We start from the raw sequence: 23,004 nt of genomic DNA, 5'->3' as shown, positions 1-23,004 counted from the left end.
AAGGAACGGACACTTCCTTCGAGCCGCATTCCTGCGGGCCCTCCGGGCGCTTCGTTCTTTCGTGTTCCCAGCTTATCAGATGTTTTCCGCTCCGTTTTCCGGAGTTTCATTCAGTCCGACTTGCTTTCGTTCGCCCCTCTCGGTGCGACTCCGGAACTGTACGGGGATCGGCGTCCGCAAAGCAAATCCGCCCCCGCACGCGAACGGTGCGGGGGCGGAAGGGGACGCGGGACGTCCGGAAGGTCAGCGGACCTCGGTGATCTCGGGGCCGCGCGAGAAGGGGTCGATGGAGCCGCCCGAGTAGGGGGACTCGGCGTCGGCGGGAGCCGCGGCGCCGTCGGCGACCATCTGCGCGTCCTCGGGGAGCTTGAGGACGATCGGGTCGCGGGGAGCCATGGGGGACTCGCCGCGGACCACGACGGTCTGCCGGAAGACCTCTTCGAGCAGGCCGGCCATCTCGGGCTGGACCGCGGCCTGGCCGGAGATCACGCCGCGCAGGAACCAGCGCGGGCCGTCACAGCCGATGAAGCGGACCAGCTGGACACCCTGGGTGCCGTCGGGGAGCTGCACCGGGACCTGGGCACGGAGGTGCCAGCCGAGGGTGCCTTCCTCTTCCTCGATGGCGCCGCCCTGGCTGGTGATGCCGTTGGCGATCTCCTCGCGGACCTCGCCCCAGATGCCCTCCGACTTGGGGGCGGCGAAGGCCTGCAGCTGGATGGCGCTGTTGCCGAGCACCAGGGTGGCGGCGACGATCGCGTCCCCGGCTACCTCGACCCGGAGCTCCATGCCCTCGACGCCGGGGACCAGCAGGCCACCCAGGTCGACGCGGCCCTCGGCGGGGTTCTCCAGCTCGGAGATGTCCCACGGCCCGTCCGGGCGCGGGGCCGGCGGGAGGCCGACGCGGTCGGCCGGGTCGAGTTCGGTGTCGCTCTCGTTCTCGACGGAATCCTCGACGTCATCGGCCGTCTCGTCGGCGCTGATGGCGTCCTCGGCGAGCTGCTCGACAGCGTCCTCGCTCTTGCGACGACGGAACACGGTCACTGTCCTTCCCGGTCCAAGACCGAATCCAAGACCGAACGCGAATATCTGCTACCTGCTACCCACTGGACCGGCCGAAAATCGTTGCATCGTGCATCGCTTCCACCCGTTCGTCGTGCTGCTCGGCGGAGCCGAGACCGCGGCGCATGCTAGACCGCAGCGTGACCGCCGGTCGAGCCGAACCCGCCTTCGGCCCGGACCGAACCCGGGAGTTCACCCACTTCGTGGAAGCGGGCCTTCTCGACCTGCTGGATGACCAGCTGGGCGATTCGGTCGCCTCGCTTGAAGTTGACCGGCTCCCGAGGGTCCAGGTTGACGACGATCACCTTGATCTCACCACGGTACCCGGCATCGACCGTCCCTGGGGCGTTCACCAGTGCAACTCCGCAACGGGCTGCCAGGCCCGAACGGGGGTGGACGAACGCGGCGTAGCCGTCCGGCAGCGCGATGGAGATGCCGGTGGGGAGCAGCGCGCGCTCGCCGGGCTGGAGTTCGGCGTCCTCGGTGGTGCGCAGGTCGGCGCCGGCGTCGCCGGGGTGCTCGTACGCGGGAAGCGGGATCTCCGGGTCGAGGCGGCGGATCAGGATGTCGACGGGCTGGCGGACGGGGTCGGTCACGGGTTCACCTCGAAGGCTCGGGCGCGTTTGATCTGGTCCGGGTCGTCCAGGACCTTCTGCACGTCCTCGGGACGGCCGTGCGTGGTGAAGTGTTCCAGCTTCACCTGGACGAACAGTGCCTGGGCGCGAATGGCGACCGGCCCGTCGGGGCCGCCGATCCGGCCTTCGGCGGCGCTGTAGACCTTGCGGCCGTGGACTCCGGTCACCTGTGCGTGGATGTGCAGCACGGAGTCGACGGGGACGGGGCGGACGAAGTCGGTCTCCAGGCGGCCGGTGACGGCGGGGGCGGCGAGCAGCCAGTTGAGCGTGCCGAGGGTCTCGTCCATGGCGCTGACCAGGACGCCGCCGTGGGCCAGCCCGGGGCCGCCCTGGTGGGCCGCCTTGACGGTGAACTGCGCGGTGACGTCGAGCTGTTCGCCGGCGACGGCGACGAGCTGGAGCCCGTGCGGGTGGTGCGGGCCGCAGCCGAAGCAGTCGTCGTAGTGGGAGCCGATGACGGTGCCGGGTGCGGGCGCGAGCGGGGATCGGGGCGGCAGGACGGCGTCCGCGGGCGGGGTGGTGGGGGTGGGTCCGTTCACAGCGGCGACCCTACCTGCCGGTAGCTTCCCGGGACAGGCGCGCCGAGGGGCCCCGGCCACCGGGCCCGGCGTGTGCTGCGCCCACAATGGGAGGCATGTACGAGGAACGTCTCACCGTCCCGCGGTCCTGGTGGCTGCTGCCCGTGGCGCTCGGGCTTTCGTTCGGGCTGATCCTGCTCCGGTTCAGCGGGCTGGGCGCGCTGATCGGGCTGGTCGTGGGGGTGGCCGCCGGGGCGGCGGCCCTGAGCAGCTACGGCTCGCCCCGGATCCGGGTGGTGCAGGGGTCGCTGGTGGCCGGGCAGGCCCGGATCCCGGTGAGCGCGCTGGGCGAGGCCGAGGTGCTGAACCCGAAGGAGGCCGTGGCCTGGCGTTCGGTGAAGGCCGACCCGCGGGCGTTCATGCTGCTGCGCAGCTACGTCCCGACGGCGTTGAAGGTCGCGGTGACGGACCCGGCCGACCCGACGCCGTACCTGTACCTGTCGACCCGGTCTCCGCAGCGGTTGGCGGACGCCCTGGGCGAGGCGGCGGCCGGCCGGAGCCGCTGACCGGTCCGGGGGGCTGCGGCGCGGCAGACCCGCGCGACGAACCCGGGAACACGGCGAGCGCGAAGAGCGCGGAGAACGCGAGAGCACGAACAGACCGAAAGGGACGGCCCCTGTGGTGGGGCCGTCCCTTTCGGTCTGTCTGCGTGCACTGCGGGTGCAGGCGCGCGGTTCGCGCTCTGCCGGGTGCGACCGCTCGGGACGGTCGCTGCTTCTGCCTCCGGCCTCGCTGCTCAAGGCCGGACGGGGCGGCGTACCGGGCCGGCGGAGGGGTCTCGCCCGCCCGGGCCAGTGCCGCGCCGTTTTCAGGCGCCGCAGTCCCGGCAGATCGGCTGGCCGTTCTTCTCGCTGTAGAGCTGGCTCCGGTGGTGAACCAGGAAGCAGCTCATGCAGGTGAACTCGTCGGCCTGCCGGGGCAGCACGCGGACCGAGAGTTCCTCGTTGGAGAGGTCGGCGCCGGGGAGCTCCAGACCCTCGTTGGCGTCGTACTCGTCGACGTCGACGGAACCGGAAGCCTTCTCGTTCCGGCGGGCCTTCAGTTCCTCGATGCTGTCCTCGTTGAGGTCGTCATCGGTCTTGCGTGGGGTGTCGTAGTCCGTTGCCATGTTTCGCTCTCCCCCTTTGGGTGTGTGCGGTATCTCCAGCGCACGTAACGCCTGGGGGGCCGGTCTTGTGCCCGACCCGAGGCCGAGATTGTGCCTTACTTCAAGCCCTGTTACTCAATCGACACCCGGCCCGAGGCCCGTTGGGATGATCGAACGGGGTCCGAACGCGGTCCACCGCGCGAGTGAACCGGTCGGGGCCGCGGACCGTTGATCGTGACGGTGGGTGGCGGCCGTCCGGCGGCCGGGGCGACAACTCGACGGGGAGTAAAGGTTCTTGACGATCGGTCGAGCTGCCGGGGATCGCCCCGAATGGTGACTCACCGCTACCGACCAACCCGAACGGGTGATCACCCCGACGAGTGGCGCGGTCGAGCCGCCCGGCGAGGTGTGATGTTCGTCACATCTGGCGCGAGTGCGGGCGTTTCCCGTGAAAACGGGCCTTTCGACCCGGTCGCGCGCGGTCGGATTGTCCGCATACCGACCGGAATCGAACGGAAGCGTTCCGTGTTCCGCCGAGCACGCTCGGGCGCGGGCGCCGATCGGACTCGGGCCCCGGCGGCGATCGGGCTCAGGCGCGGGCGGCGGCCGCGGCGGCCCGGCGGGCGAGCAGTGCGGCCTGGCGCTCGTCGAAGCGGGTGGCCTGGGCGTTCAGACCGTCCAGGAAGGCGCCCAGCTCGTCCTGGGCGTGCTGGCCGACCGGGCCGAGGCCGGTGATCTCCATGACCTTCAGGTGGCGCAGCACCGGCTGCAGCACGTCGTCGTGGTGGATCCGCAGGTTGTAGATGCCGCCGATCGCGATCTGGGCGGCCGAGCGCTCGAAGCCGGGCATGCCGTGGCCGGGCATCCGGAAGTTCAGCACCACGTCGGCGACGGCGCGCATGGCCTGGTCGGGGGCGATCTCCAGGGCGGCCTTCAGCAGGTTCCGGTAGAAGACCATGTGCAGGTTCTCGTCGTTGGCGATCTTGGCCAGCAGCTGGTCGCAGAGCTCGTCGCCGGAGTGGTGGCCGGTGTTGCGGTGGGCGATCCGGGTGGCCAGCTCCTGGAAGGCGACGTAGGCGACGGACTGCAGCATGCTGTGCGCGTTGTCGGACGCGAAGCCCTCCGACATGTGCGCCATCCGGGCCCGCTCCAGCTCGACCGGGTCGACGGCCCGGGTGGCCAGCAGGTAGTCGCGGATCGCTATGCCGTGCCGGCCCTCCTCCGCGGTCCAGCGGTGCACCCAGGTGCCCCAGGCGCCCTCGCGGCCGAACATGCTGGCGATCTCGTGGTGGTAGCTGGGGAGGTTGTCCTCGGTCAGCAGGTTGACCACCAGCGAGATCCGGGCCAGCGGGGTGACCTTGGACTGGTCGAGGGACCAGGCCTCGCCGCCGAGCACGCCGTCGAAGTCCCGCCCCCGGCTCCACGGCACGTACTCGTGCGGCATCCACTCCTTGGCCGCCTTGAGGTGACGATTCAGCTCGGTCTCCACGACCTCTTCGAGCGCGAGGATCAGCCTGGCGTCGGTCCAAGCGGTCGTTGCGGTGCGCTGCACGGGGGCGATGGTCACGGCGTTGCTCCTGCTGATGTGCGGGCGGACCTACGGCTGCGTAGGTTACGACACCGTAAGTTGTCGCGCCCGCAAATGACAAGCCGCCCCTGTCCAGCGCTTATGTCGTTCCGACAAAGGCTGAGCAGGGGCGGCTGAGGGCGTCCCGGCACCGGAAAACGCCGTGGGCGGGCACAGGCGGCCCGGAGGGCGGTCCGGCGGCTAAGGGATGCGGACCTGGATGCGCAGGCCTCCTCCGGGGCGGGCAGTGGCCTCCAGGGTGCCTCCGTGGGCGCGCACCACGGAGCGGACGATCGACAGGCCGAGACCGACGCCCTTGTCGCTGCGGGTGCGGTCGGTGTTCTTCAGCCGGCGGAACGGCTCGAAGATGTGGTCCAGCTCGTAACCGGGCACCACCGGGCCGGTGTTGCTCACCACCAGCTCGCCGCCCCCGCCGCGGACCGCCGCGGTGGTGATCTCCACCCAGCCGCCGGGGCTGTTGTAGCGAACGGCGTTCTGCACCAGGTTGAGCGCGATCCGCTCCAGCAGCACGCCGTTGCCGTGGGCGGGCGCGGCGGCCAGCTCGGGGCGCAGCTCCACCTCGCGGTTGCCGGCCTCCGGGCGGATCTGCTCCAGCGCGCGCTGGGCGACCTCGGCGAGGTCGACCGGACGGCGCTCGGTCAGCTCGTTCTCGCTGCGGGCCAGCAGCAGCAGGCCCTCCACCAGCTGTTCGCTGCGCTCGTTGGTGGCCAGCAGGGTCTTGCCGAGCTGTTGCAGGTCGGGCGAGGTGTTCGGGTCGGAGAGCTGCACCTCCAGCAGGGTGCGGTTGATCGCCAGCGGGGTGCGCAGCTCGTGCGAGGCGTTGGCGACGAACCGGTGCTGGGAGTCGAAGGCGCGGTCGAGGCGCTCCAGCATCTCGTCGAAGGTGTCGGCGAGTTCCTTGAGCTCGTCGTCCGGGCCGTCCAGGTTGATCCGGCGGTGCAGGTCGGAGCCGGCCACCTCGCGGGCGGTGCGGGTGATCCGGCCGAGCGGGTGCAGCACCCGGCCGGCCACCGTGTAGCCGACCGCGAAGGCGATCACGGCCAGGCAGACCAGCGCGGTGAGCGCCCTGCGCAGCAGCGCGGAGAGCGCCTCGTTGCTCCGGGTGGACTGGAAGTTCGCCAGCCACCGGTCGAGGTCGGCCTGGTTGGTCAGGTTGGTGCCGTCGTAGGCCCGCAGCGTGACGCCCTGGCCGAGGGTGAAGTGCGGCACCAGGTCGACCTGGAAGGCCGAGCGGACGAAGTAGTACATCAGCAGCAGCAGCACCACGCCGGCCATCAGGAACATCCCGCCGTACAGCAGGGTGAGCCGGATGCGGATGGTGGGGCGCAGCGACAGCCAGGCGAACAGACCGTCGCCGGGACGGTAGGCGTCGTCGTCCCGGCCGGGGCCGGGCCGGCGCGGGGGGTGGTTCGGACGCGGGGGCACCTGGCCCGGGCCCGGGGTGGGCACGCCGGGGGCCCCGCCGGGCGGTGGCGGGGTGGTCATGGCCGGAAGTCCTCTCAGACGGCGGTGGGGGTTGCGACGGGGCGGGTCAGACCCGGTAGCCGGAGCCGGGGACGGTGACGATCACCGGCGGGTCGCCGAGCTTGCGGCGGAGCGTCATCACGGTGACCCGGACCACGTTGGTGAACGGGTCGGTGTGCTCGTCCCAGGCCTTCTCCAGCAGCTGCTCGGCGGAGACCACCGCGCCGCCGGCCCGCATCAGGACCTCCAGTACGGCGAACTCCTTGGGGGCGAGCTGGACCGGCTTGCCCTCCCGGATCACCTCGCGGCGGCCCGGGTCGAGGCTGATCCCGGCGCGCTCCAGCACGGGCGGCAGCGGGACGGTGGCGCGCCGGCCCAGGGCGCGGACGCGGGCGACCAGCTCGCTGAACGCGAACGGCTTCGGGAGGTAGTCGTCGGCGCCGATCTCCAGGCCCTCGACGCGGTCGCTGATGTCGCCGGAGGCGGTCAGCATGATCACCCGGGTGGCCAGGCCCTGCTCGACGATGCGGCGGCAGACGTCGTCGCCGTGCACCAGCGGGAGGTCCCGGTCGAGCACCACCACGTCGTAGTCGTTCACGGCGATCCGCTGCAACGCGGCCTCCCCGTCGTAGACGACGTCGACCGCCATGGCCTCCCGGCGCAGACCGGTGGCGACGGCCTCGGCGAGCAGCTGCTCGTCCTCGACGACGAGTACCCGCACGGTGGTGTCCCTTCTCCTGGAGCGGCCCAGGCCGTGCTGCCCGTGCGGGCCGTGATGCGCCGGGCGCGGATCCGGGCATGCGGATCCGACGGTGCCTCCATCCTGCCTGGTCGCGCGGTAAAGCAGTCATAAGCCCGGTGCGCCGACGGCGAAACCGGAGGCGCCGGATGCCGCTTGGACTGTGACTCGGGCAACTTTCCGACGAGTTGAGGTTTCCCGGCCCTGGGGGTGGGGAGGACACGTGCACACCGTGATGCCGCCCCGTGGCGGTTCTTCACGGCCACCACCCGCCGAGTGCCCCATCCGCACCGGCTGTGAATCGAGAGCCACCGGGTCGCGGCCCGCGCGCCGCCCGAGCACCCGACCGGATCCTGCACCGGTCGTCAGGTGTCCGTCCGGGGTTCATCCGATTCCGTGCCGGGGGGCTGCTCGGGACCGTGCCCGTCCGACACAGGAAAAGGGGGCCCGTATGGACGCCTTCACCGCCGGAATCCTTCAGCGGATCCAGAACGCCGAGCAGGATCTGCACCGCGCGATCGAATCCGGGGACGAGTTCCTGGCGGAGGTCGAGCAGTCCGAGCTGGAAGACCTTCAGCGTCTCGCCGCCGAACACGGCGTGGACCCGATGCTCGGAACGCACCGCTCCGCCGCCTGATCCCACCTTCAACGCACCAGCGAGCCCCGGCACGGTCTCCCGTACCGGGGCTTTTCGCTGTCCGGGGCGCCCGGGGCTCAGTCGTGCCAGGCGCCGAGTTCCTCCAGTCGGGCCTGCAGCGGCTCGAACACGCCGGGCGGGGCGGCGACGGTGAGCTCGCCGTCCGCGGGCAGGCCGGGGCGGGAGCCGGTGAGCGCGCCGGCCTCGCGGGCGATCAGCACGCCGGCCGCCCGGTCCCAGGGGGCCAGGCCGCGCTCGAAGTAGCCGTCGAAGCGGCCGGCGGCCAGGTCGCACAGGTCGACGGCGGCCGCGCCGGCCCGGCGGATGTCGCGGACCTCGCCCATCAGCGCGTGCAGCACCTCGGCCTGGTGCACCCGCCGCTCGCGCAGGTAGCCGAAGCCGGTCGCCACCAGCGCCTGGCCCCAGGCGGCGGCCGGGCGGACGGCGAGCGGGCGGCCGTTCAGCTGGGCGCCGCGGCCGCGCACCGCCTGGAACAGCTCGCCCCGGGCGGGCACCGCGACCACGCCGACCACTGCTTCGCCGTCCAGTTCGGCGGCCACGCTGACGGCCCAGGAGGGAAGCCCGTAAAGGTAGTTGACCGTGCCGTCGAGCGGGTCGACCACCCAGCGCACGCCGCTGGTGCCGGGGCGGTCGGCGCCCTCCTCGCCGAGGTAGCCGTCGTCGGGGCGGCGGGCCGAGATCAGCTCCAGCACGAGCTTCTCGGAGGCCAGGTCCATCTCGGTCACCACGTCCACCGGGCTGCTCTTGGTGGCGGCGACGCCGAGGTCCTCGGGCCGGCCGTCGCGGAGCAGTTCACCGGCGCGGGTGGCGGCCTCGACGGCGGTGGCGAGCAGGTCGTCCAGCAGTTCCACGTTTCGATCCTTCAGGCTTCGGCGGCGGCGGGGCGGGGTGCGCGCGGGTTGGGGCAGCAGGCGGTGGCGCACACGTCGTGGCTGGGGCCGAGGGCGCCCAGCGCGCAGCGGGTGACCGGCTCGCCGCGCTGCGCGGCGGCCCGTTCCACGACGAGTTCGCGGACGGCGGCGGCGAACCGCGGGTCGGCGCCGACGGTGGCGGCCCGGGCGACCGGCAGGCCGAGTTCGGCGGCCTTGGCCACCGCCTCGGTGTCCAGGTCGTACTTGACCTCCATGTGGTCGGAGACGAACCCGATCGGCACCATCACCACGGCCGCGGCGCCGTCGGCGTGCTGGGCCTCCAGGTGGTCGCAGATGTCCGGTTCCAGCCACGGGACGTGCGGGGCGCCGCTGCGGCTCTGGTAGACCAGCTGCCAGGGCCGGTCGGTGACGCCGGTGTGCTCGGCGACCGCGTCGACGATCAGCCGGGCGACGTCCAGGTGCTGGGCGACGTAGGCGCCGCCGGGGGTGCCGCGGGCCGGGTCGTCGGGGGCGCCGGAGGTCTCCGCCATGGCGGTCGGGATCGAGTGCGTGGTGAACGCCAGCCGGGCGTTCTCCCGTGCTCCGTCGGGGAGTTCGGCGAGTGCGGCGAGGGTGGCGTCGATCATCGGCCGGACGAAGCCGGGGTGGTTGTAGAAGTGCCGCAGCTTGTCGACGGTCAGCTCGGGCCGGCCCTCGGCGGCCAGCTGCGCCAGCGCGTCGGCCAGGTTCTCCCGGTACTGGCGGCAGCCGGAGAAGCCCGCGTAGGCGCTGGTGGCGAGCACCAGCACCCGGCGGTGCCCGGCGTCGGCGATCTCCCGCAGGGTGTCGACCAGGTACGGCGCCCAGTTCCGGTTGCCCCAGAAGACCGGCAGGTCGAGGCCGTGGTCGGCGAAGTCCTTGCGGAGCGCGGCCAGCAGCTCGCGGTTCTGCCCGTTGATCGGGCTGATCCCGTCGAACAGGAAGTAGTGCTTGCCGACCTCGATCAGCCGCTCCTTCGGGATGCCGCGTCCCCGGGTGACGTTCTCCAGGAAGGGCACCACGTCCTCGGGGCCCTCCGGCCCGCCGAAGGACAGCAGCAGCAGCGCGTCGTACGGCGCGGGGTCGGTGAGGGTGCGCGTGTCGGGCATGGCTCCGATCCTGCCACCCGTGGCGGTGCGGACCGCGCACGGCCGTCGGCGGCACGGTGTCCGGATTATCCCGGGTGCGGGTGATGGATCACGGTTCGTAAGCTGTCTGGGCGATAGTTGTGCCTTACCTCGATGTCCGACCGCCCATCCCGTGCCGCACCCCGTCCGACGGAGCCACCCCGTGCTGTCCAGCTACCGCCAGATATTCGCCGCTCCCGGCAGTCTGGCCTTCTCCTCCTCCGGGCTGATCGCCCGCCTGCCGATCTCGATGACGGGCATCGGCACCGTCACCATGCTCGCCGAGATGAAGGGCACCTTCTGGCTCGGCAGCGCCCTGTCCGCCACCCTCGCGGTCTCCGCGGCGATCCTCGGCCCGTGGATCTCCCGGCTGGTCGACCGGCACGGCCAGCGCCGGATCGCACTGCCCGCCACCCTGGGCACCGTCCTGGCGGCGGCGGGCCTGCTGCTCGGCGCCCGGACCGGCCTGCCGGACTGGACGCTGTTCGTGTTCGCGGCCGGCATGGGCCTGATGCCGAGCACCGGGTCGATGGTCCGGGCCCGCTGGGCACACCTGTACCGGAACGAGCCGCCGAAGCTGCACACCGCGTACTCCTTCGAGGCGGTGGCGGACGAGATCTGCTTCATCGTCGGCCCGATACTCGCGGTCTCGCTGGCCACCACCGTGTTCCCCGAGTCCGGCGTGCTGCTGGCCGCGGTCTTCCTGGTGGTCGGCGTCCTGCTGTTCACCGGCCAGCGGCGCACCGAGCCGCCGGTGCATCCGGCCGCGCATCAGGCCGGGCCCAGCGCGATCGCCAACCGGGGCCTGCAGATCCTGGTGATGACGCTGGTCGCCACCGGCGGCGTGTTCGGCTCGGTCGAGGTGGTCACTGTCGCGTTCGCCAAGGCCCAGCAGCACACCGGCGCCTCCGGCCCGGTGCTGGCCGTCTACGCGCTCGGCTCCTGCCTGGCCGGTGCGGTGTTCGGCACCCTGAAGCCGGCCGGGTCGATGGCCCGCCGGTTCCTGATCGGGGTGACGGTGATGGCCGTCGGCATGGTGCCGCTGATCCTCGCGGCCCAGCTGATGGACGGCACCGCCGCGCTGATCGGCGTCGGCACCGCGCTGTTCCTCTCCGGTCTGGCCATCTCGCCGACCCTGATCACCGCGATGGCACTGGTCGAGCGCCTGGTCCCGGCCGCCCAGCTGACCGAGGGCATGACCTGGACCACCACCGGCATGGCGCTGGGCGTGGCGGTCGGTTCCTCGGCGGCGGGCCTGGTGGTGGACGCCAGTGGCGCGGCCAACGGCTACTGGGTGCCGGTCGCCGCCGCGGGCTTCGGGGCACTGGCCGCGTACGCGGGCATGTCCCGGCTGCGCCACCAGCTGGCCGCGGCCGAGCAGCCGGCCGTGCCGGCGGAGTCCGTCGCCTCCTGACGTCCACGATGTGAGCTGCCCTCATGTTGGGCCCTTCGGACCATGGACCTGCACGCGGGCAGTGACTACGCTCCCCCTACCCGCCGGTAGAACCGGCAGGCGGTACGTGCGAGCGGGAGGGCTCTGGAGATGACCGAGGTCTGGCGGAACTGGGCGGGGAACCAGAGTGCGCGGCCCGCGCAGGTGACGGCGCCGGGCTCGGTCGAGGAGCTCGCGGCGGCGATCAAGGCGGCCGCCGAGGCCGACCGCCCCGTGAAGGCGGTCGGCTCCGGCCACTCGTTCACCGCGATCGCCGCCGCCGGCGACGCCGTGATGGTGCGCCCGGACCGGCTGACCGCGGTGCGCGGGATCGACCGCGCGGCGGGCACCGCCACCGTCGAGTCGGGCCTGCCGCTGCACCGGCTGAACCGGCTGCTGGCGGCCGCCGACCTGTCGCTGACCAACATGGGCGACATCGAGGTGCAGACGGTGGCCGGCGCCACCAGCACCGGCACCCACGGCACCGGCCGGGACTCCGGCTCGCTGGCGGCGCAGATCCGGGCGGTGGAGATCGTCCTTGCCGACGGCTCGGTGCAGACCTGCTCCGCCACCGAGAACCCCGAGCTCTTCCAGGGCGCCCGCCTCGGCCTGGGCGCGCTGGGCGTGATCAGCGCGCTGACCTTCGCGGTGGAGCCGATGTTCCTGCTCAGCGCGCACGAGAAGCCGATGGGCTTCGACGAGGTGCTCGGCGACTTCGACGAACTGACCGCCGTCAACGAGCACTTCGAGTTCTACTGGTTCCCGCACACCGACCGCTGCTCGACCAAGCGCAACAACCGCAGCCAGGGACCGGCCGCGCCGCTGCCGAAGTTCAAGGCCTGGCTGGACGACGACTTCGTCTCCAACACGGTGTGGGAGGGTGTCTGCCGGGTGGGCCGGACGTTCCCCGGCTCGATCCCGACCATCGCCCAGGTGGCCAGCCGCGCCTGGTCGGAGCGCCGCTTCACGGACCAGGCGTACAAGGTCTACACCAGCCCCCGCAAGGTCCGCTTCGTGGAGATGGAGTACGCGGTGCCGCGCGAGGCGGCCACCACCGTGCTGCGCGAGCTGAAGGCCCTGGTGGAGCGCTCCGACTGGCGGATCAGCTTCCCCGTCGAGGTCCGGACCGCCCCGGCGGACGACCTGTGGCTGTCCACCGCGAACGGCCGGGACAGCGTGTACATCGCCGTCCACCTGTACCGGGGCACCCGCGAACTGGGCTACTTCACCGAGGTGGAGAAGCTGATGACGGCCCACCGGGGTCGTCCGCACTGGGGCAAGCTGCACACCCGGGACGCCGAGTACCTGTCGTCCGTCTACCCGCACTTCGGCGACTTCACCGCGCTGCGCGACAAGGTCGACCCGGAGCGCCGGTTCGCCAACGACTACCTGCGCCGGGTGCTCGGCGCCTGACCGCCCGTCAGCCCGCCGCGCCCGCGCCGGGCGCGGCGTCCGGCCCGGCCGTGCCGGCCGGGGCGGGGCCGGGGTGGGCCTCGCCGGTGGCCGCCGGGGAGCCGCCGGCGCCGGGCGACGCGGTCGGCTCGGGCGCGGTGGACGGCCGGGCCGAGGTGCTGGGCGCGGGCGAGCCGGAACTCCCGGACGAGGGACGGTCGCTGGGCCAGTGCCGGGACGGCTCGCTGCTCGGCGACTGCGCCGGGGCGGGCTGCTGCCGGTCGTCCTTGCCGCCGCCGTCGACGCCCTTGTCGCCACCGCCGACGGACGGGCGGGACGGGTTGAACGAAGTGCCGCTGCCGTCCCGGCCGGTGGTGATGTCGTGCAGCGGTTTTCCGGCGGCGAGTTCCACCGAGACGATCGGCACCATCGCAATAACGAACACCAGTGCGGATACCGCCGTGTAGGACTTCCAGGTCCACCGACGTTTCGCCCGCACCAACTGCGGCGCGTTCCAGTCCTGGCTGATTCCGCCCGCCGGAGCCGGCCGGGGAGGTTCGGCGGGCGCGGATTCGGCGCCGCGATTGCGCAGTCGTTCCCCGGTGCGTTTGAACAGGTGCTGGAAGACCGCGCTTCCGGTCGTCGCCCCCACCGAGACGACGGCCGCGCCGAGTATCGTTCCGTACACTCCGAGTTCCGAGGCGAGGACCGCGCCGACCACCGTCGCCAGCGCGCTCGCCGCGACCTGAGTCATCGTCAGATCAAGCCGCTTGCGCTCGCCCTTCTCCTCGGCACCGGCCGCTCCGTGCGCGAACTGCTCCCTCTGCTGCGGCATCACTGTCCCTCGGTCGGCGTGTCGGAATTTCGAACAAGTCTCTCCATCTTGCCCAAAGAAGGACACAAGGGTCGAAAATCCGGTTCCTCCCGGTCGATATATGTGAAGATGATCACCGTCCGTCGATCACCGGACGTCCTATGGGGTGCACGCTCTTGAGATTCCGATGATTCGCGGGAGACTTGAGCGGCGAGCCGCCCCTCTGGATGCCACGAATGGAGTACTGTTCGTGGAGCCTGAGCCTTCGGTCCCGCCTGTCGACACTCCGTCAGACGACGGCCCGGGTGCCCGGGTGCGATGTCGACGACGACGTGGCAAACAGGCAACCGTGCCACAGCGGCGCGCCCGGGTGAAAGCCCGACACGCCGGGTAACTCTGCAAGGTTGTGGCCACTCGCCAGCGGGCAGGCCACACTCAGTACGGGAGCAGCGACGCAGGTGACGTCGGCAGGCACCACCCGGGAGGTAACCGTGCCCGAACTGCGCGTCGTGGCCGTCAGCAACGACGGCACACGGCTGGTGCTCAAGGCTGCCGACAGCACGGAGTACACCCTTCCGATCGACGAGCGGCTGCGCGCCGCCGTCCGGGGTGACCGGCCGCGGCTGGGCCAGATCGAGATCGAGGTGGAGAGCCACCTCCGCCCGCGCGACATCCAGGCGCGGATACGAGCCGGTGCCTCCGCCGAGGAGGTCGCCCAGGCCGCCGGCATCTCGGTCGACCGCGTACGCCGTTTCGAGGGTCCCGTGCTGGCGGAGCGCGCCTTCATGGCCGAGCGGGCCCGCAAGACGGCGATCCGCCGCCACGGCGAGTCCACCGGCCCCCAGCTCGGCGAGGCCGTCGCCGAGCGGCTCGCGCTGCGCGGCGCCGAGAAGGACACCGAACGCTGGGACTCCTGGCGCCGCGACGACGGCACCTGGGAAGTCATCCTCGTCTACCGCGCCGAGGGCGAACACCGCCGTGCCGCCTGGTCGTACGACCCGCCGCGGCGGCTGGTGCAGCCGAACGACGACGAGGCGCGCGCGCTGATCGGCGAGAACGTGGAACGCGAGGAGGACTCGGTCTTCCCGTTCATCCCGCGGATCGCCCGGCTCCCCCACGATCGCCCGGCGCGCCCGATGATCGAGCGTCCCTCCGCCGACCGCATCATGCACCGCGAGGCGGTCGCCGCGGTCTCCCCCGAACGGGATTCCCTCACCAGCCTGTTGGACGTCGTGCCCTCCTACCGCGGAGACCTGACGCCGGTCGGGCCGAGCGTGGAGACCACGGTCACCGAGGAGCCCGAGGAGATCGAGGAACCCGCGAGTGCGCCTGCGGCGAGCGTCGGCGCGGGCTCCGCGTACGCGGACATCCTGATGCCGCGGTCGGTCTCCCCGCACCGCGACCGCATGGTCGGCGCGACCGACCGCCAGGCCGAGGCGGACGGCGTCCGACCCGGGCGGCGGGCGACGGTGCCGAGCTGGGACGAGATCGTCTTCGGCTCGCGCCGCAAGAAGCCCGAGTAGTCAGGGGCCCGTGGGGGCACCTCCCGGCCGCCGGGCTGGGGGAGAACGGCGGGGTCGAGACTGCTGGTGGTCAGCGGGGCGCGGACCGGGCATGTCGTTCCCGGTTCCCGTCTCTGGGCGCCGGCAACACGCCCCTCCGCCGTCCTCGACCATCCGCAGCCCCGGCCTCGCCGTTCCGGGCCCCTGGTTTGTTCCCTCCCACCTGCCTAGGCGACCGGGTTCGCCGGGTTCGCGGACCACTCGCTCCAGGAACCGGGGTACAGCGCAGCGCCCTGGTGGCCGGCGAGTTCGAGGGCGAGGAGTTGGTGGGCCGCGGTGACGCCGGAGCCGCAGTAGACGGCGGTGCGGGTGGAGTCGGTGACACCGAGGGCCGCGAACCGGGACGCGAGGTCCGCGGCAGGGAGGAAGCGTCCGTCCGTCGCGAGATTCTCTGTCGTGGGGGCGGAGGCCGCGCCGGGGATGTGGCCGGCCCGGGGGTCGATGGGCTCGGTCTCGCCGCGGTAGCGTTCGCCGGCCCTCGCGTCCAACAGGAGTCCGGTGCGGGCGAGTTCGGCGGCGCCGGTGGCGTCGACGGTGGGCAGGTGGCCGGGGTCGACCGTGAAGTCCCCGTTCCCGGTGGCGGGCGTCTCAAGGCTGAGCGGCTGCCCGGCGGCGAGCCACGCCGCGAGGCCGCCGTCGAGGACCCGGATGTCGGGATGGCCGGCCCAGCGGAGAAGCCACCAGGCGCGGGCGGCGGAGAGCGAGGGGCCGGCGTCGTAGGCGACGACGGGACGGCTCGTGGTGACGCCGGCCCGGCGCAGCGCGGTGGTGAGGCGTTCGACTCCGGGCAGCGGGTGGCGGCCGGCGGTGCCGGGCGGGTCGGCGAGTTCCTGGTCGAGGTCGAGGTAGTGCGCGCCGGGCAGGTGGCCCTTGGCGTACTCCTCGGCGCCGGGCGGGCCGCCGAGCTGCCAGCGGATGTCGAGCAGCACCGGCGGGTGCGGGGAGTCGAGCGCGGCGGCGAGTTCGGCGGCGGTGATCAGCGGCGAGGTCATGCTGCCATTGTGGCGGCAACCGACCTGACGCGGCATCAGCCTTCGAACGGAAGAACGTCCGGGGAGAGGACGGCAACCCGGGCGGTGGCTGCCGTGAGGCGGCGGCGGTGGTGGCGGCGGCAGAGCACCTCGTAGCCGATCTCGTCCTCGTTGACGGCGACGTCGCCGACCACGACCTGCGCGCCTTCGACCACCATGACGCCGCCGACGGTGCGGGCGTTGTGGGTGGCGCGGGCGCCGCACCAGCAGAGTGCCTCGACCTGGAGGACCTCGACCCGGTCGGCGAGTTCGATCAAGCGCTGGGAGCCGGGGAACAGCTTGGTGCGGAAGTCGGTGGTGATCCCGAAGGTGAACACGTCGATGCCCAACTCGTCCACGATGCGGGCGAGTTGGTCGATCTGTCCGGCGGAGAAGAACTGGGCTTCGTCGCAGATCAGGTAGTCGACCTTGCCGCCGGCCGAGAGCAGGTGGACCACGTACGCCTGGAAGTCGAACTCGTCGCCGACCTCGACCGCGTCGGCGCGCAGGCCCAGGCGGCTGGAGATGGTGGCGGCGCCGGCCCGGTCGTGGCGGGTGAAGATGATGCCCTGCCGGCCGCGGGCGGTGTGGTTGTGGTCCATCTGGAGGGCGAGCGTCGACTTGCCGCAGTCCATCGTGCCCGAGAAGAACACCAGTTCAGCCATGGGTGGAGCGTCAGCCTTTCGGGCGTGGGTGGTTGACGGGCCGGTCTCAGCCACGGACTTCGAGCAGCGGGACGAGTTGTTCGACGGGGGTCATCGAGCCGTGCAGGCCGATCATCTGGGACTCGCCGGGCTCGTTGCGGCTGGCGATGATCGCGATGTCGTCGCGAGCGGCGGCCACCACGTCGCCGATCCGGTGGTAGACCCGTTCGTCCACCTCGGGGCCGAACCAGCCTGCCGCGATGGCCTGGTCGCGGGTGGCGACCCACATCTGCTCGCCGAGGACCTCGCTCCACACCGCGTGCACGTCGCCGGCCGCGCCGGGGTGCGCGTACACGTGGCGGGCGCGGCCCTCGCCGCCGAGCAGGGCGACGCCGGCCGAGAGCTCCCAGTCCTCGTCGAAGTCGATCCGGTTCTCCGGGGTGACGTCGATCATGCCGTGGTCGGCGGTGACGTAGAGCGCGGAGCGCGGCGGGAGCTGTTCGGCGAGGCGGCGGGCGAGCCGGTCGACGGTGGACAGGGTGAGCCGCCACTCGTCCGAGTCGACGCCGAACCGGTGCCCGGCGGCGTCGAGTTCGCTCAGGTACGTGTAGACCAGGGCGCGGTCGTGCTCGGCCAGCCAGGCGGCCGCCCGGTCCATCCGCTCCTCGCCGGTGGTGCGGCCGAGGAAGGTGCCGCCGGAGAGCGCGACCTGGGTGAGCGGGGTGGTGGCGAACAGCGGGGAGGACACCTGGGCGGTGGCCACCCCCGCGAGGTGCGCCTGCTCGAAGACGGTCGGGTACGGCTGCCAGCCGTGCGGGTCCACCGGCGGCTGCCAGCGCAGCTGGTTCATCAGCCGGCCGCGGCCGGGGATCGCCACCGTGTATCCGGCCAGGCCGTGCTGCCCCGGCGGCAGGCCGGTGCCGACGGAGGCCAGCGAGGTGGCGGTGGTGGACGGGAAACCGGCCGTGATCGGCTGGCCGGCGGCCGTCAGCGAGTTCAGGAACGGCGCCCAGTCGGGGTGGCGGCGGATCAGCTCCCAGCCGAGGCCGTCCACCAGGAAGACGCACACCCGGTCGGCGGGCTCCAGCGGCAGCGTGGCGCGGTAGCCGGGCACGCCGAGGCCCGCCGCCAGGGTGGGCAGCAGGTCGGAGAGGGCGGCGCAGCCGTAGCGCGGGGCGGGTGCGTCGGCGGGGTCGAGCGGGTGGAACGCGTCGTAACCGTGATGCATACCGGGCTCAGCCGTTGGCCACGGTCGCCTCGGACAGCGCCCGGGCGAACACCAGCGCCTGGGCGACCGTCTCCGGACCGTCCCCGGCCTCGCTGACCCGCAGCGACAGGTCGTCGGCGGTGGCGGAGCCGGTGTAGCCGTGGTCCGCCTCGCAGTTCGGGTCGGAGCAGCCGGCCGGCTCCAGGTCGAGGCGCTGCACGGCGCCCCAGCCGATGGTGAGGACGACCTCGCGGGGCAGGGTGCCGGGGGTGTACGTCTCGGGGTTGGCGACCATGCGGCTGATCACCACGGAGTTGATCCGGTCCAGCCGGACCGTCTCGGTGGAGGTGGTGGCGTACGGCACGGGCGTGGCCGCGTCGCCGTTCTGCTCGTCGGTGTGGCTGACCACGAAGCGGGACGCGGTGAGCACCAGCACGGTGACGTGCCGGCGGACCTCGTTCGCGTCGAAGGTGGTCTCCTGGTGCACCAGGTACGAACTGATCGGCTCGGGGCCCACCGCGGACTCCACCGCCTCGGAGACCAGCGCCGGGTAGTAGCCGCTGCGCTCGATCGCGGACCGCAGGTCCTGCGTGGTGGTACCGGTCTTCGCCATATCTCCATCCTGGCATGTCCCGCCGCTCCGGCGGGTGGCACTGCGCCGGGTCGCCCGGCCCGTCGTCCTGCTGCCGGGCCCGGCGGCTGCCCGCTCCTGCCGGGCGGGCAACCACGCAAGATTACAGCGTGCTCATGGCGCGCGGTCCCAGATCGGTGCGGACCGGCAGCGGGGCGATCCGCACCCGGGCGCCGAGCACGGTCAGGCCGTGCGGGGCGACCACCACGGGCTCCAGGTCCACGGCGGCGATCTCCGGCAGGTCGTCGACCAGGCGGGAGACCCGGAGCAGCAGTTCCTCCAGCGCGCCGGTGTCCACCGCCTCCGCGCCGCGCCAGCCGAACAGCAGCGGCGCGGCCCGGACCTCCCGGATCAGTTCGGCCACGTCCCGGTCGGTGGCCGGGACCAGCCGGTGGGCGACGTCGCCGAGCAGTTCGGCGGGAGCGCCGGCCAGGCCGAAGGACAGGATGGTGCCGACCGCCGGGTCCACGGCGGCGCCGATCACGGTGTCCACGCCGCGCGGGGCGAGCCGCTGCACCACCAGCTCCGCCTGCGCGGCGCCGCCCAGCAGGGCGTCCAGCTCGCGGTGGGCGCGGCGCAGTTCGGCCTCGCTGGTGAGGTCGAGGCGGACGCTGCCGAGGTCGGGACGGTGGCGCAGGTGCTCGGCGGTGGCTTTCAGCGCAACGGGGTAGCCGAGCGTCGCCGCCGCCTTGACGGCGCTGCTCTCGTTGGGTGCGGCGAGCGTCGGACTGACCTCGATGCCGTAGTGGGCGAGCAGCGCGGCGGCGTCCAGGTCGGGCAGGGTGACCCGGGCCCCGCCGGACTGCAGCCGGGCGGCGACCGCCTCGCGGCTGCCCAGCGCCTGCTCGACCAGGTCGCGGGCGGCGCCCTCGTGCACGCCGTCCAGTTCGGGGACCCGGGCGGTCTCCTCGGCCTCGGCGCTGCGGCGTCGCCACTTGGCGTAGCGCACGGCGTCGGCGAGCGCGTGGACGGCGCGTTCCGGGGCCGGGTAGGCGGGCACTCCCCCGGTGCGCAGCCGGGTGACCAGGGCGGGCAGCGCGAGGTGGGCGAGCAGCAGCGGCTTGCCGAGTTCCCGGCCGCGCTCGGCGGCGTCCAGCAGTGCCTGGGCGATCTCCGGGGCGTCCTCGACCAGTTCGGGCGCGGACTCGGGGCCCTGCACGCCGATCGGCGGGATGGCGACGGCGATCACGGCGTCCACCTTCGGGTCGCCGAGTGCGGTGTCCAGCGCGATCCGGAAGTTCTCGCCGCTGGCGCCGGTGGTCAGGTCGACGGGGGTGCGCGGGCGCAGGCCGGAGCTCAGGCAGGTGTCGTAGGTGAGCAGCCCCAGCGAGTCGGAGTTGCCGACAATGGCGACCCGGCCGCCGGCCGGGAGCGGCTGGCCGGCCAGCAGTTCGCCGGTGTCGAAGAGCTCGGTGATGGTGTCCACCCGGATCACGCCGGCCTGCTGGAACAGCGCGTCCACGGTGGCGTCGCGCAGCCGGGTGGCGGCGGGCTGGACGGCGTGGCCGGGCGGCAGGCTGCCGGTGTGCCGGGCGCCCTTGAGCACCACCACCGGCTTGGCGGCGGCCAGCCGGCGGGCGATCCGGGTGAACTTCCGCGGGTTTCCGAACGACTCGAAGTACAGCAGCACCACGCCGGTGGCGGCGTCCTCCTCCCAGTACTGGAGCAGGTCGTTGCCGGAGACGTCGGCCCGGTTGCCGACCGAGGCGAACGAGGAGACGCCCAGGCCGCGCCGGTGCGCGGCCTCCAGCAGGGCGACGCCGATCGCGCCGGACTGGCAGAACACGCCGAACGGTCCGCGGCCGGGCAGCACCGGTGCGAGCGAGGCGTTCAGCCGGTGCCCGGGGTCGGTGTTGATCAGCCCGAAGGCGTTCGGGCCGACCACCCGCATGCCGGCGGCCCTGGCCTGCCGGACCAGCTCGCGCTGCCGGTCACGCCCGTCCGGGCCGGTCTCGGCGTACCCGGCGGTGACCACCACCAGGCCCTGCACGCCGTGCGCGCCGCACTCGGCGACCACGGCGGGGACGGCGGGCTCCGGCACCGCGATCACCGCCAGGTCGACCGGGCCGCGGATGTCCAGCACCGAACGGTGGGTGGGGACGCCGTCCAGCTCGGTGCCGGGCTCGACGGTGCGGTTCACGGCGTGCACCGGGCCGTCGAAGCCCGTCCGGATGTCGCGCAGCAGCGCCCGGCCGACCGACTGCGGGTTGCGCGACACGCCGATCACGGCGATCGACCGGGGCGTCAACAGCCGCTGCACGGACCGGGCTTCGGCACGGTGCTCACGGGCCCGCATGACCGCGAGCGACGCGGCGGTGGGCTCCAGGTCGAACTCCAGGTGCACCACGCCGTCGGCGAAACTGCGCCGCTGGGTGTAGCCGGCGTCGGTGAACACCTTCACCATCTTCCGGTTCTCCGGCAGCACTTCGGCGGTGAACCGGCGGATGCCGCGTTCCTGGGCGACCGCCGCGATGTGCTCCAGCAGCGCGGAGGCGATGCCCCGCCCCTGGTGCGCGTCCTGCACCAGGAACGCCACCTCGGCGTCCGTCCCGGTGGTGGACGGCATGCCCGCCTTGTCGATCCGGTCGTACCGGACGGTGGCGATGAACCGGTCCCGCACCACCAGTGCCAGACCCACCCGGTTCACGTAGTCGTGGTGGGTGAACCGGCGGACGTCCTTGTCGGACAGGTGCGGGTACGGGGCGAAGAAGCGGAAGTACTTCGACTGGTCGGAGACCTGCTCGTAGAACTCCACCAGCCGGTCCGCGTCGTCCGCGGTGATCGGTCTGATCCGGGCCGTGCCGCCGTCACGCAGCAGGACGTCGGCCTCCCAGTGCTGCGGATAACCGTGCTCGGCCTCTTCGCGCGCCATGGCGTGCTTGACGGTGTCGTGCTCCACGGTCGTCAGGGTAGTCGTCGGCGAGCCTGATGGCGCCGCCCCTGCCGGGCACGGCACGCTGGCCCTGCTCGCGCCGGGTCGCAGACACACCGGCGTGCAACACTGGTCTAGACAACATCTGCACCACCCTGCACCACCTGAAAGGCACCTCTCATGGCTGAGCGCCGCGTCACCATCGGTTGGGCCGAGGGCCTGCACGCCCGTCCCGCCTCCATCTTCGTCAAGGCCGTCACCTCGACCGGCGTCCCCATGACCATCGCCAAGGAGACCGGCACCCCGGTCAACGCCGGCTCCATGCTCGGGCTGCTCGCCCTCGGCGCGGAGGGCGGCGAGACCGTCATCCTGTCGGCCGACGCGGAGGGCGCGGAAGCCGCGCTGGACCGGGTCGCCAAGATGGTTCAGGAAGGCCTGGACGAGCTCCCGGCTGCGTGACTCTTCGGTCCCCGTTCTCGACCCTCCGCATCCCCGAGCCCGCCGAATTCGCACTCATGTGCCCCCGGCAGGCCTCCCGCCTGCATTAATGTCCCGGTGTGGTGATCTCAACCGACCTCGAAGACCCGCACGCCGTCAGGTCCGCCGCCGCGGACACTCTCGGGGTGGGTCTGGGCCTGTACCCGCTGGGCGTCGCGTTCGGCGTGCTGTTGGTGCAGAGCGGGTTCGACTGGTGGTGGGCGCCGGTGTTCTCGTCGCTGATCTACGCGGGCTCGCTGGAGTTCCTGGCGATCGGCCTCCTCCTCGCGGTGACGCCGCTCGCGTCCGTCGCCGTCACCACCTTCCTGGTGAACTTCCGGCACGTCTTCTACGGACTCTCCTTCCCGCTGCACCGGGTTCGCGGTCGCGCCGCCAAGGCGTACAGCGTCTACGCGCTGACCGACGAGGCGTACGCCCTTTCCGCCGCCCGCCCGCACCTCACGGGTCGGCGGATCGTGGCGATCCAGGCGTTCTGCCAGGCGTACTGGGTGCTGGGCGGAGTGACGGGGGCGCTGCTGGGGGCCGCCCTGCCGGGCACCGTCCGGGGGCTGGACTTCGCGCTCACCGCGCTGTTCGCGGTCCTCGCCGTGGACGGCTGGCGGGCCACCCGTGACGTCCCGGGGCCGATCCTCGCATTGCTGAGCGCACTGGCCGCGCTGCTGGTGGCGAAGGGCCAGCTGCTGGTGGTGGCGCTGGGCTTGTACGTGGCGGCGCTGACCGTCCGCCACCTGCTGAGGGGGCGTCGTGCCTGAGTGGCGGTACGTGCTGGCCGGCCTGCTGGTGATGTTCACGGTGACGGTGCTGCTGCGGGCGGCGCCGTTCGTGCTGCTGGGCCGGGTCCGGGAGTCCGGGCTGCTGAGGTTCCTGGCGGCGACCATGCCGGCCGGGGTGATGGTGATCCTCACCGTCTACACCCTGCGGGACGTCCCGCTCTCCGACGCGGGCCCGGCCGCCGCCGGCCTGGCCGCGACGCTGGGGCTGCACCTGTGGCGCCGCAGCGCCCTGCTGTCGATCGTCGCGGGGACGGCCGTCTACATGCTGGCGCTCCACCTCTCCTGACCTGCGGAGACGGGACGGGGCCGGAAATTCGGATGCGGGCGGCCCGCGCGGCGGCGTA

23 protein-coding genes are annotated in these 23,004 nt (G+C 72.6%); 8 read left to right on the top strand and 15 right to left on the bottom strand.

The window, feature by feature from the left end:
* Positions 1-243: 243 nt before the first annotated feature.
* From CG736_RS33245 to CG736_RS33235, 3 genes are all read right to left on the bottom strand, one after another.
* Positions 244-1,035 carry a DUF3710 domain-containing protein gene (locus tag CG736_RS33245; RefSeq protein WP_043912253.1) on the bottom strand — a complete coding sequence of 264 codons (792 nt, stop codon included), beginning with the start codon at positions 1,033-1,035 and terminating at the stop codon, positions 244-246.
* 152 nt (positions 1,036-1,187) lie between these two features.
* On the bottom strand, positions 1,188-1,655 hold the full coding sequence (gene dut, locus CG736_RS33240) for a dUTP diphosphatase (protein WP_043909899.1): 468 nt from the start codon (positions 1,653-1,655) through the stop codon (positions 1,188-1,190).
* Positions 1,652-2,233 (bottom strand): PaaI family thioesterase, encoded by a 582-nt coding sequence (locus CG736_RS33235; RefSeq protein WP_100589828.1) that lies wholly within the window; start codon positions 2,231-2,233, stop codon positions 1,652-1,654. The genes dut and CG736_RS33235 overlap by 4 nt, the downstream gene beginning before the upstream one ends.
* Positions 2,234-2,328: 95 nt before the next feature.
* Between CG736_RS33235 and CG736_RS33230 the strand changes: the two genes are divergently transcribed.
* Positions 2,329-2,778 (top strand): DUF3093 domain-containing protein, encoded by a 450-nt coding sequence (locus CG736_RS33230; protein WP_369880799.1) that lies wholly within the window; start codon positions 2,329-2,331, stop codon positions 2,776-2,778.
* Positions 2,779-3,080: 302 nt separating this feature from the next.
* Here CG736_RS33230 and CG736_RS33225 read toward each other — a convergent pair whose 3' ends face one another.
* The 4 genes from CG736_RS33225 to CG736_RS33210 all read right to left on the bottom strand — a co-directional run bounded on the left by CG736_RS33225 (position 3,081) and on the right by CG736_RS33210 (position 7,132).
* Positions 3,081-3,380 (bottom strand): DUF4193 domain-containing protein, encoded by a 300-nt coding sequence (locus CG736_RS33225; RefSeq protein WP_043909894.1) that lies wholly within the window; start codon positions 3,378-3,380, stop codon positions 3,081-3,083.
* Positions 3,381-3,948: 568 nt separating this feature from the next.
* Positions 3,949-4,926, bottom strand: coding sequence for an acyl-ACP desaturase (locus CG736_RS33220; RefSeq protein WP_100589826.1), 978 nt, complete (start codon positions 4,924-4,926; stop codon positions 3,949-3,951).
* A 201-nt stretch (positions 4,927-5,127) separates the two neighbouring features.
* Positions 5,128-6,432: a HAMP domain-containing sensor histidine kinase gene (locus CG736_RS33215; protein WP_100589825.1), complete on the bottom strand. Its 1,305-nt coding sequence runs from the start codon at positions 6,430-6,432 to the stop codon at positions 5,128-5,130.
* A gap of 46 nt (positions 6,433-6,478) precedes the next feature.
* Entirely contained in the window at positions 6,479-7,132 is a 654-nt protein-coding gene (locus CG736_RS33210; protein ID WP_043909888.1) for a response regulator transcription factor, read from the bottom strand.
* Between the two features lie 469 nt (positions 7,133-7,601).
* On the opposite strand from CG736_RS33210, the gene CG736_RS33205 reads away from it, so the two are divergent.
* Positions 7,602-7,787, top strand: a complete 186-nt coding sequence (locus tag CG736_RS33205) for a hypothetical protein (RefSeq protein ID WP_043909885.1) — start codon at positions 7,602-7,604, stop codon at positions 7,785-7,787.
* 77 nt (positions 7,788-7,864) lie between these two features.
* On the opposite strand, the gene CG736_RS33200 is transcribed toward CG736_RS33205, so the two are convergent.
* Both CG736_RS33200 and CG736_RS33195 read right to left on the bottom strand, forming a co-directional pair.
* On the bottom strand, positions 7,865-8,659 hold the full coding sequence (locus CG736_RS33200) for an inositol monophosphatase family protein (protein WP_100589846.1): 795 nt from the start codon (positions 8,657-8,659) through the stop codon (positions 7,865-7,867).
* 11 nt (positions 8,660-8,670) lie between these two features.
* Complete coding sequence (locus tag CG736_RS33195; protein ID WP_100589824.1) at positions 8,671-9,807, bottom strand: ferrochelatase; 1,137 nt, start codon at positions 9,805-9,807, stop codon at positions 8,671-8,673.
* 181 nt (positions 9,808-9,988) lie between these two features.
* On the opposite strand from CG736_RS33195, the gene CG736_RS33190 reads away from it, so the two are divergent.
* Both CG736_RS33190 and CG736_RS33185 read left to right on the top strand, forming a co-directional pair.
* The gene (locus tag CG736_RS33190; protein WP_100589823.1) at positions 9,989-11,239 is read left to right on the top strand and encodes an MFS transporter; all 1,251 of its coding nucleotides are present in this window, start codon (positions 9,989-9,991) and stop codon (positions 11,237-11,239) included.
* Between the two features lie 129 nt (positions 11,240-11,368).
* Positions 11,369-12,670, top strand: a complete 1,302-nt coding sequence (locus tag CG736_RS33185; RefSeq protein WP_100589822.1) for a D-arabinono-1,4-lactone oxidase — start codon at positions 11,369-11,371, stop codon at positions 12,668-12,670.
* 7 nt (positions 12,671-12,677) lie between these two features.
* On the opposite strand, the gene CG736_RS33180 is transcribed toward CG736_RS33185, so the two are convergent.
* A complete protein-coding gene (locus CG736_RS33180; protein WP_100589821.1) occupies positions 12,678-13,484 on the bottom strand; it encodes a hypothetical protein in 807 nt (268 codons plus the stop codon).
* Positions 13,485-13,921: 437 nt separating this feature from the next.
* On the opposite strand from CG736_RS33180, the gene sepH reads away from it, so the two are divergent.
* Complete coding sequence (gene sepH, locus CG736_RS33175) at positions 13,922-14,986, top strand: septation protein SepH (protein ID WP_100589820.1); 1,065 nt, start codon at positions 13,922-13,924, stop codon at positions 14,984-14,986.
* Between the two features lie 206 nt (positions 14,987-15,192).
* Here the strand turns inward: sepH and CG736_RS33170 are convergent, their stop codons facing one another.
* The 5 genes from CG736_RS33170 to CG736_RS33150 all read right to left on the bottom strand — a co-directional run bounded on the left by CG736_RS33170 (position 15,193) and on the right by CG736_RS33150 (position 21,389).
* Positions 15,193-16,017: a sulfurtransferase gene (locus CG736_RS33170; RefSeq protein WP_100589819.1), complete on the bottom strand. Its 825-nt coding sequence runs from the start codon at positions 16,015-16,017 to the stop codon at positions 15,193-15,195.
* A 35-nt stretch (positions 16,018-16,052) separates the two neighbouring features.
* Complete coding sequence (locus CG736_RS33165; protein ID WP_043909870.1) at positions 16,053-16,700, bottom strand: thymidine kinase; 648 nt, start codon at positions 16,698-16,700, stop codon at positions 16,053-16,055.
* A gap of 46 nt (positions 16,701-16,746) precedes the next feature.
* Positions 16,747-17,907, bottom strand: a complete 1,161-nt coding sequence (locus CG736_RS33160; protein ID WP_100589818.1) for an alkaline phosphatase family protein — start codon at positions 17,905-17,907, stop codon at positions 16,747-16,749.
* A gap of 7 nt (positions 17,908-17,914) precedes the next feature.
* A complete protein-coding gene (locus CG736_RS33155; protein ID WP_100589817.1) occupies positions 17,915-18,499 on the bottom strand; it encodes a DUF5998 family protein in 585 nt (194 codons plus the stop codon).
* A 121-nt stretch (positions 18,500-18,620) separates the two neighbouring features.
* Positions 18,621-21,389 carry a GNAT family N-acetyltransferase gene (locus CG736_RS33150; RefSeq protein WP_100589845.1) on the bottom strand — a complete coding sequence of 923 codons (2,769 nt, stop codon included), beginning with the start codon at positions 21,387-21,389 and terminating at the stop codon, positions 18,621-18,623.
* 180 nt (positions 21,390-21,569) lie between these two features.
* Between CG736_RS33150 and CG736_RS33145 the strand changes: the two genes are divergently transcribed.
* The 3 genes from CG736_RS33145 to CG736_RS33135 all read left to right on the top strand — a co-directional run bounded on the left by CG736_RS33145 (position 21,570) and on the right by CG736_RS33135 (position 22,946).
* Positions 21,570-21,848, top strand: coding sequence for an HPr family phosphocarrier protein (locus CG736_RS33145; protein WP_100589816.1), 279 nt, complete (start codon positions 21,570-21,572; stop codon positions 21,846-21,848).
* Between the two features lie 98 nt (positions 21,849-21,946).
* Positions 21,947-22,639, top strand: a complete 693-nt coding sequence (locus CG736_RS33140) for an AzlC family ABC transporter permease (RefSeq protein WP_232734348.1) — start codon at positions 21,947-21,949, stop codon at positions 22,637-22,639.
* Positions 22,632-22,946: a branched-chain amino acid transporter permease gene (locus CG736_RS33135; RefSeq protein WP_198520695.1), complete on the top strand. Its 315-nt coding sequence runs from the start codon at positions 22,632-22,634 to the stop codon at positions 22,944-22,946. The genes CG736_RS33140 and CG736_RS33135 overlap by 8 nt, the downstream gene beginning before the upstream one ends.
* Positions 22,947-23,004: the final 58 nt, after the last annotated feature.

Origin of the sequence: Kitasatospora sp. CB02891 (assembly GCF_002803145.1) — a bacterium.
Lineage (GTDB): Bacteria > Actinomycetota > Actinomycetes > Streptomycetales > Streptomycetaceae > Kitasatospora > Kitasatospora griseola.
This window is presented reverse-complemented; position numbering and strand designations above follow the sequence as displayed.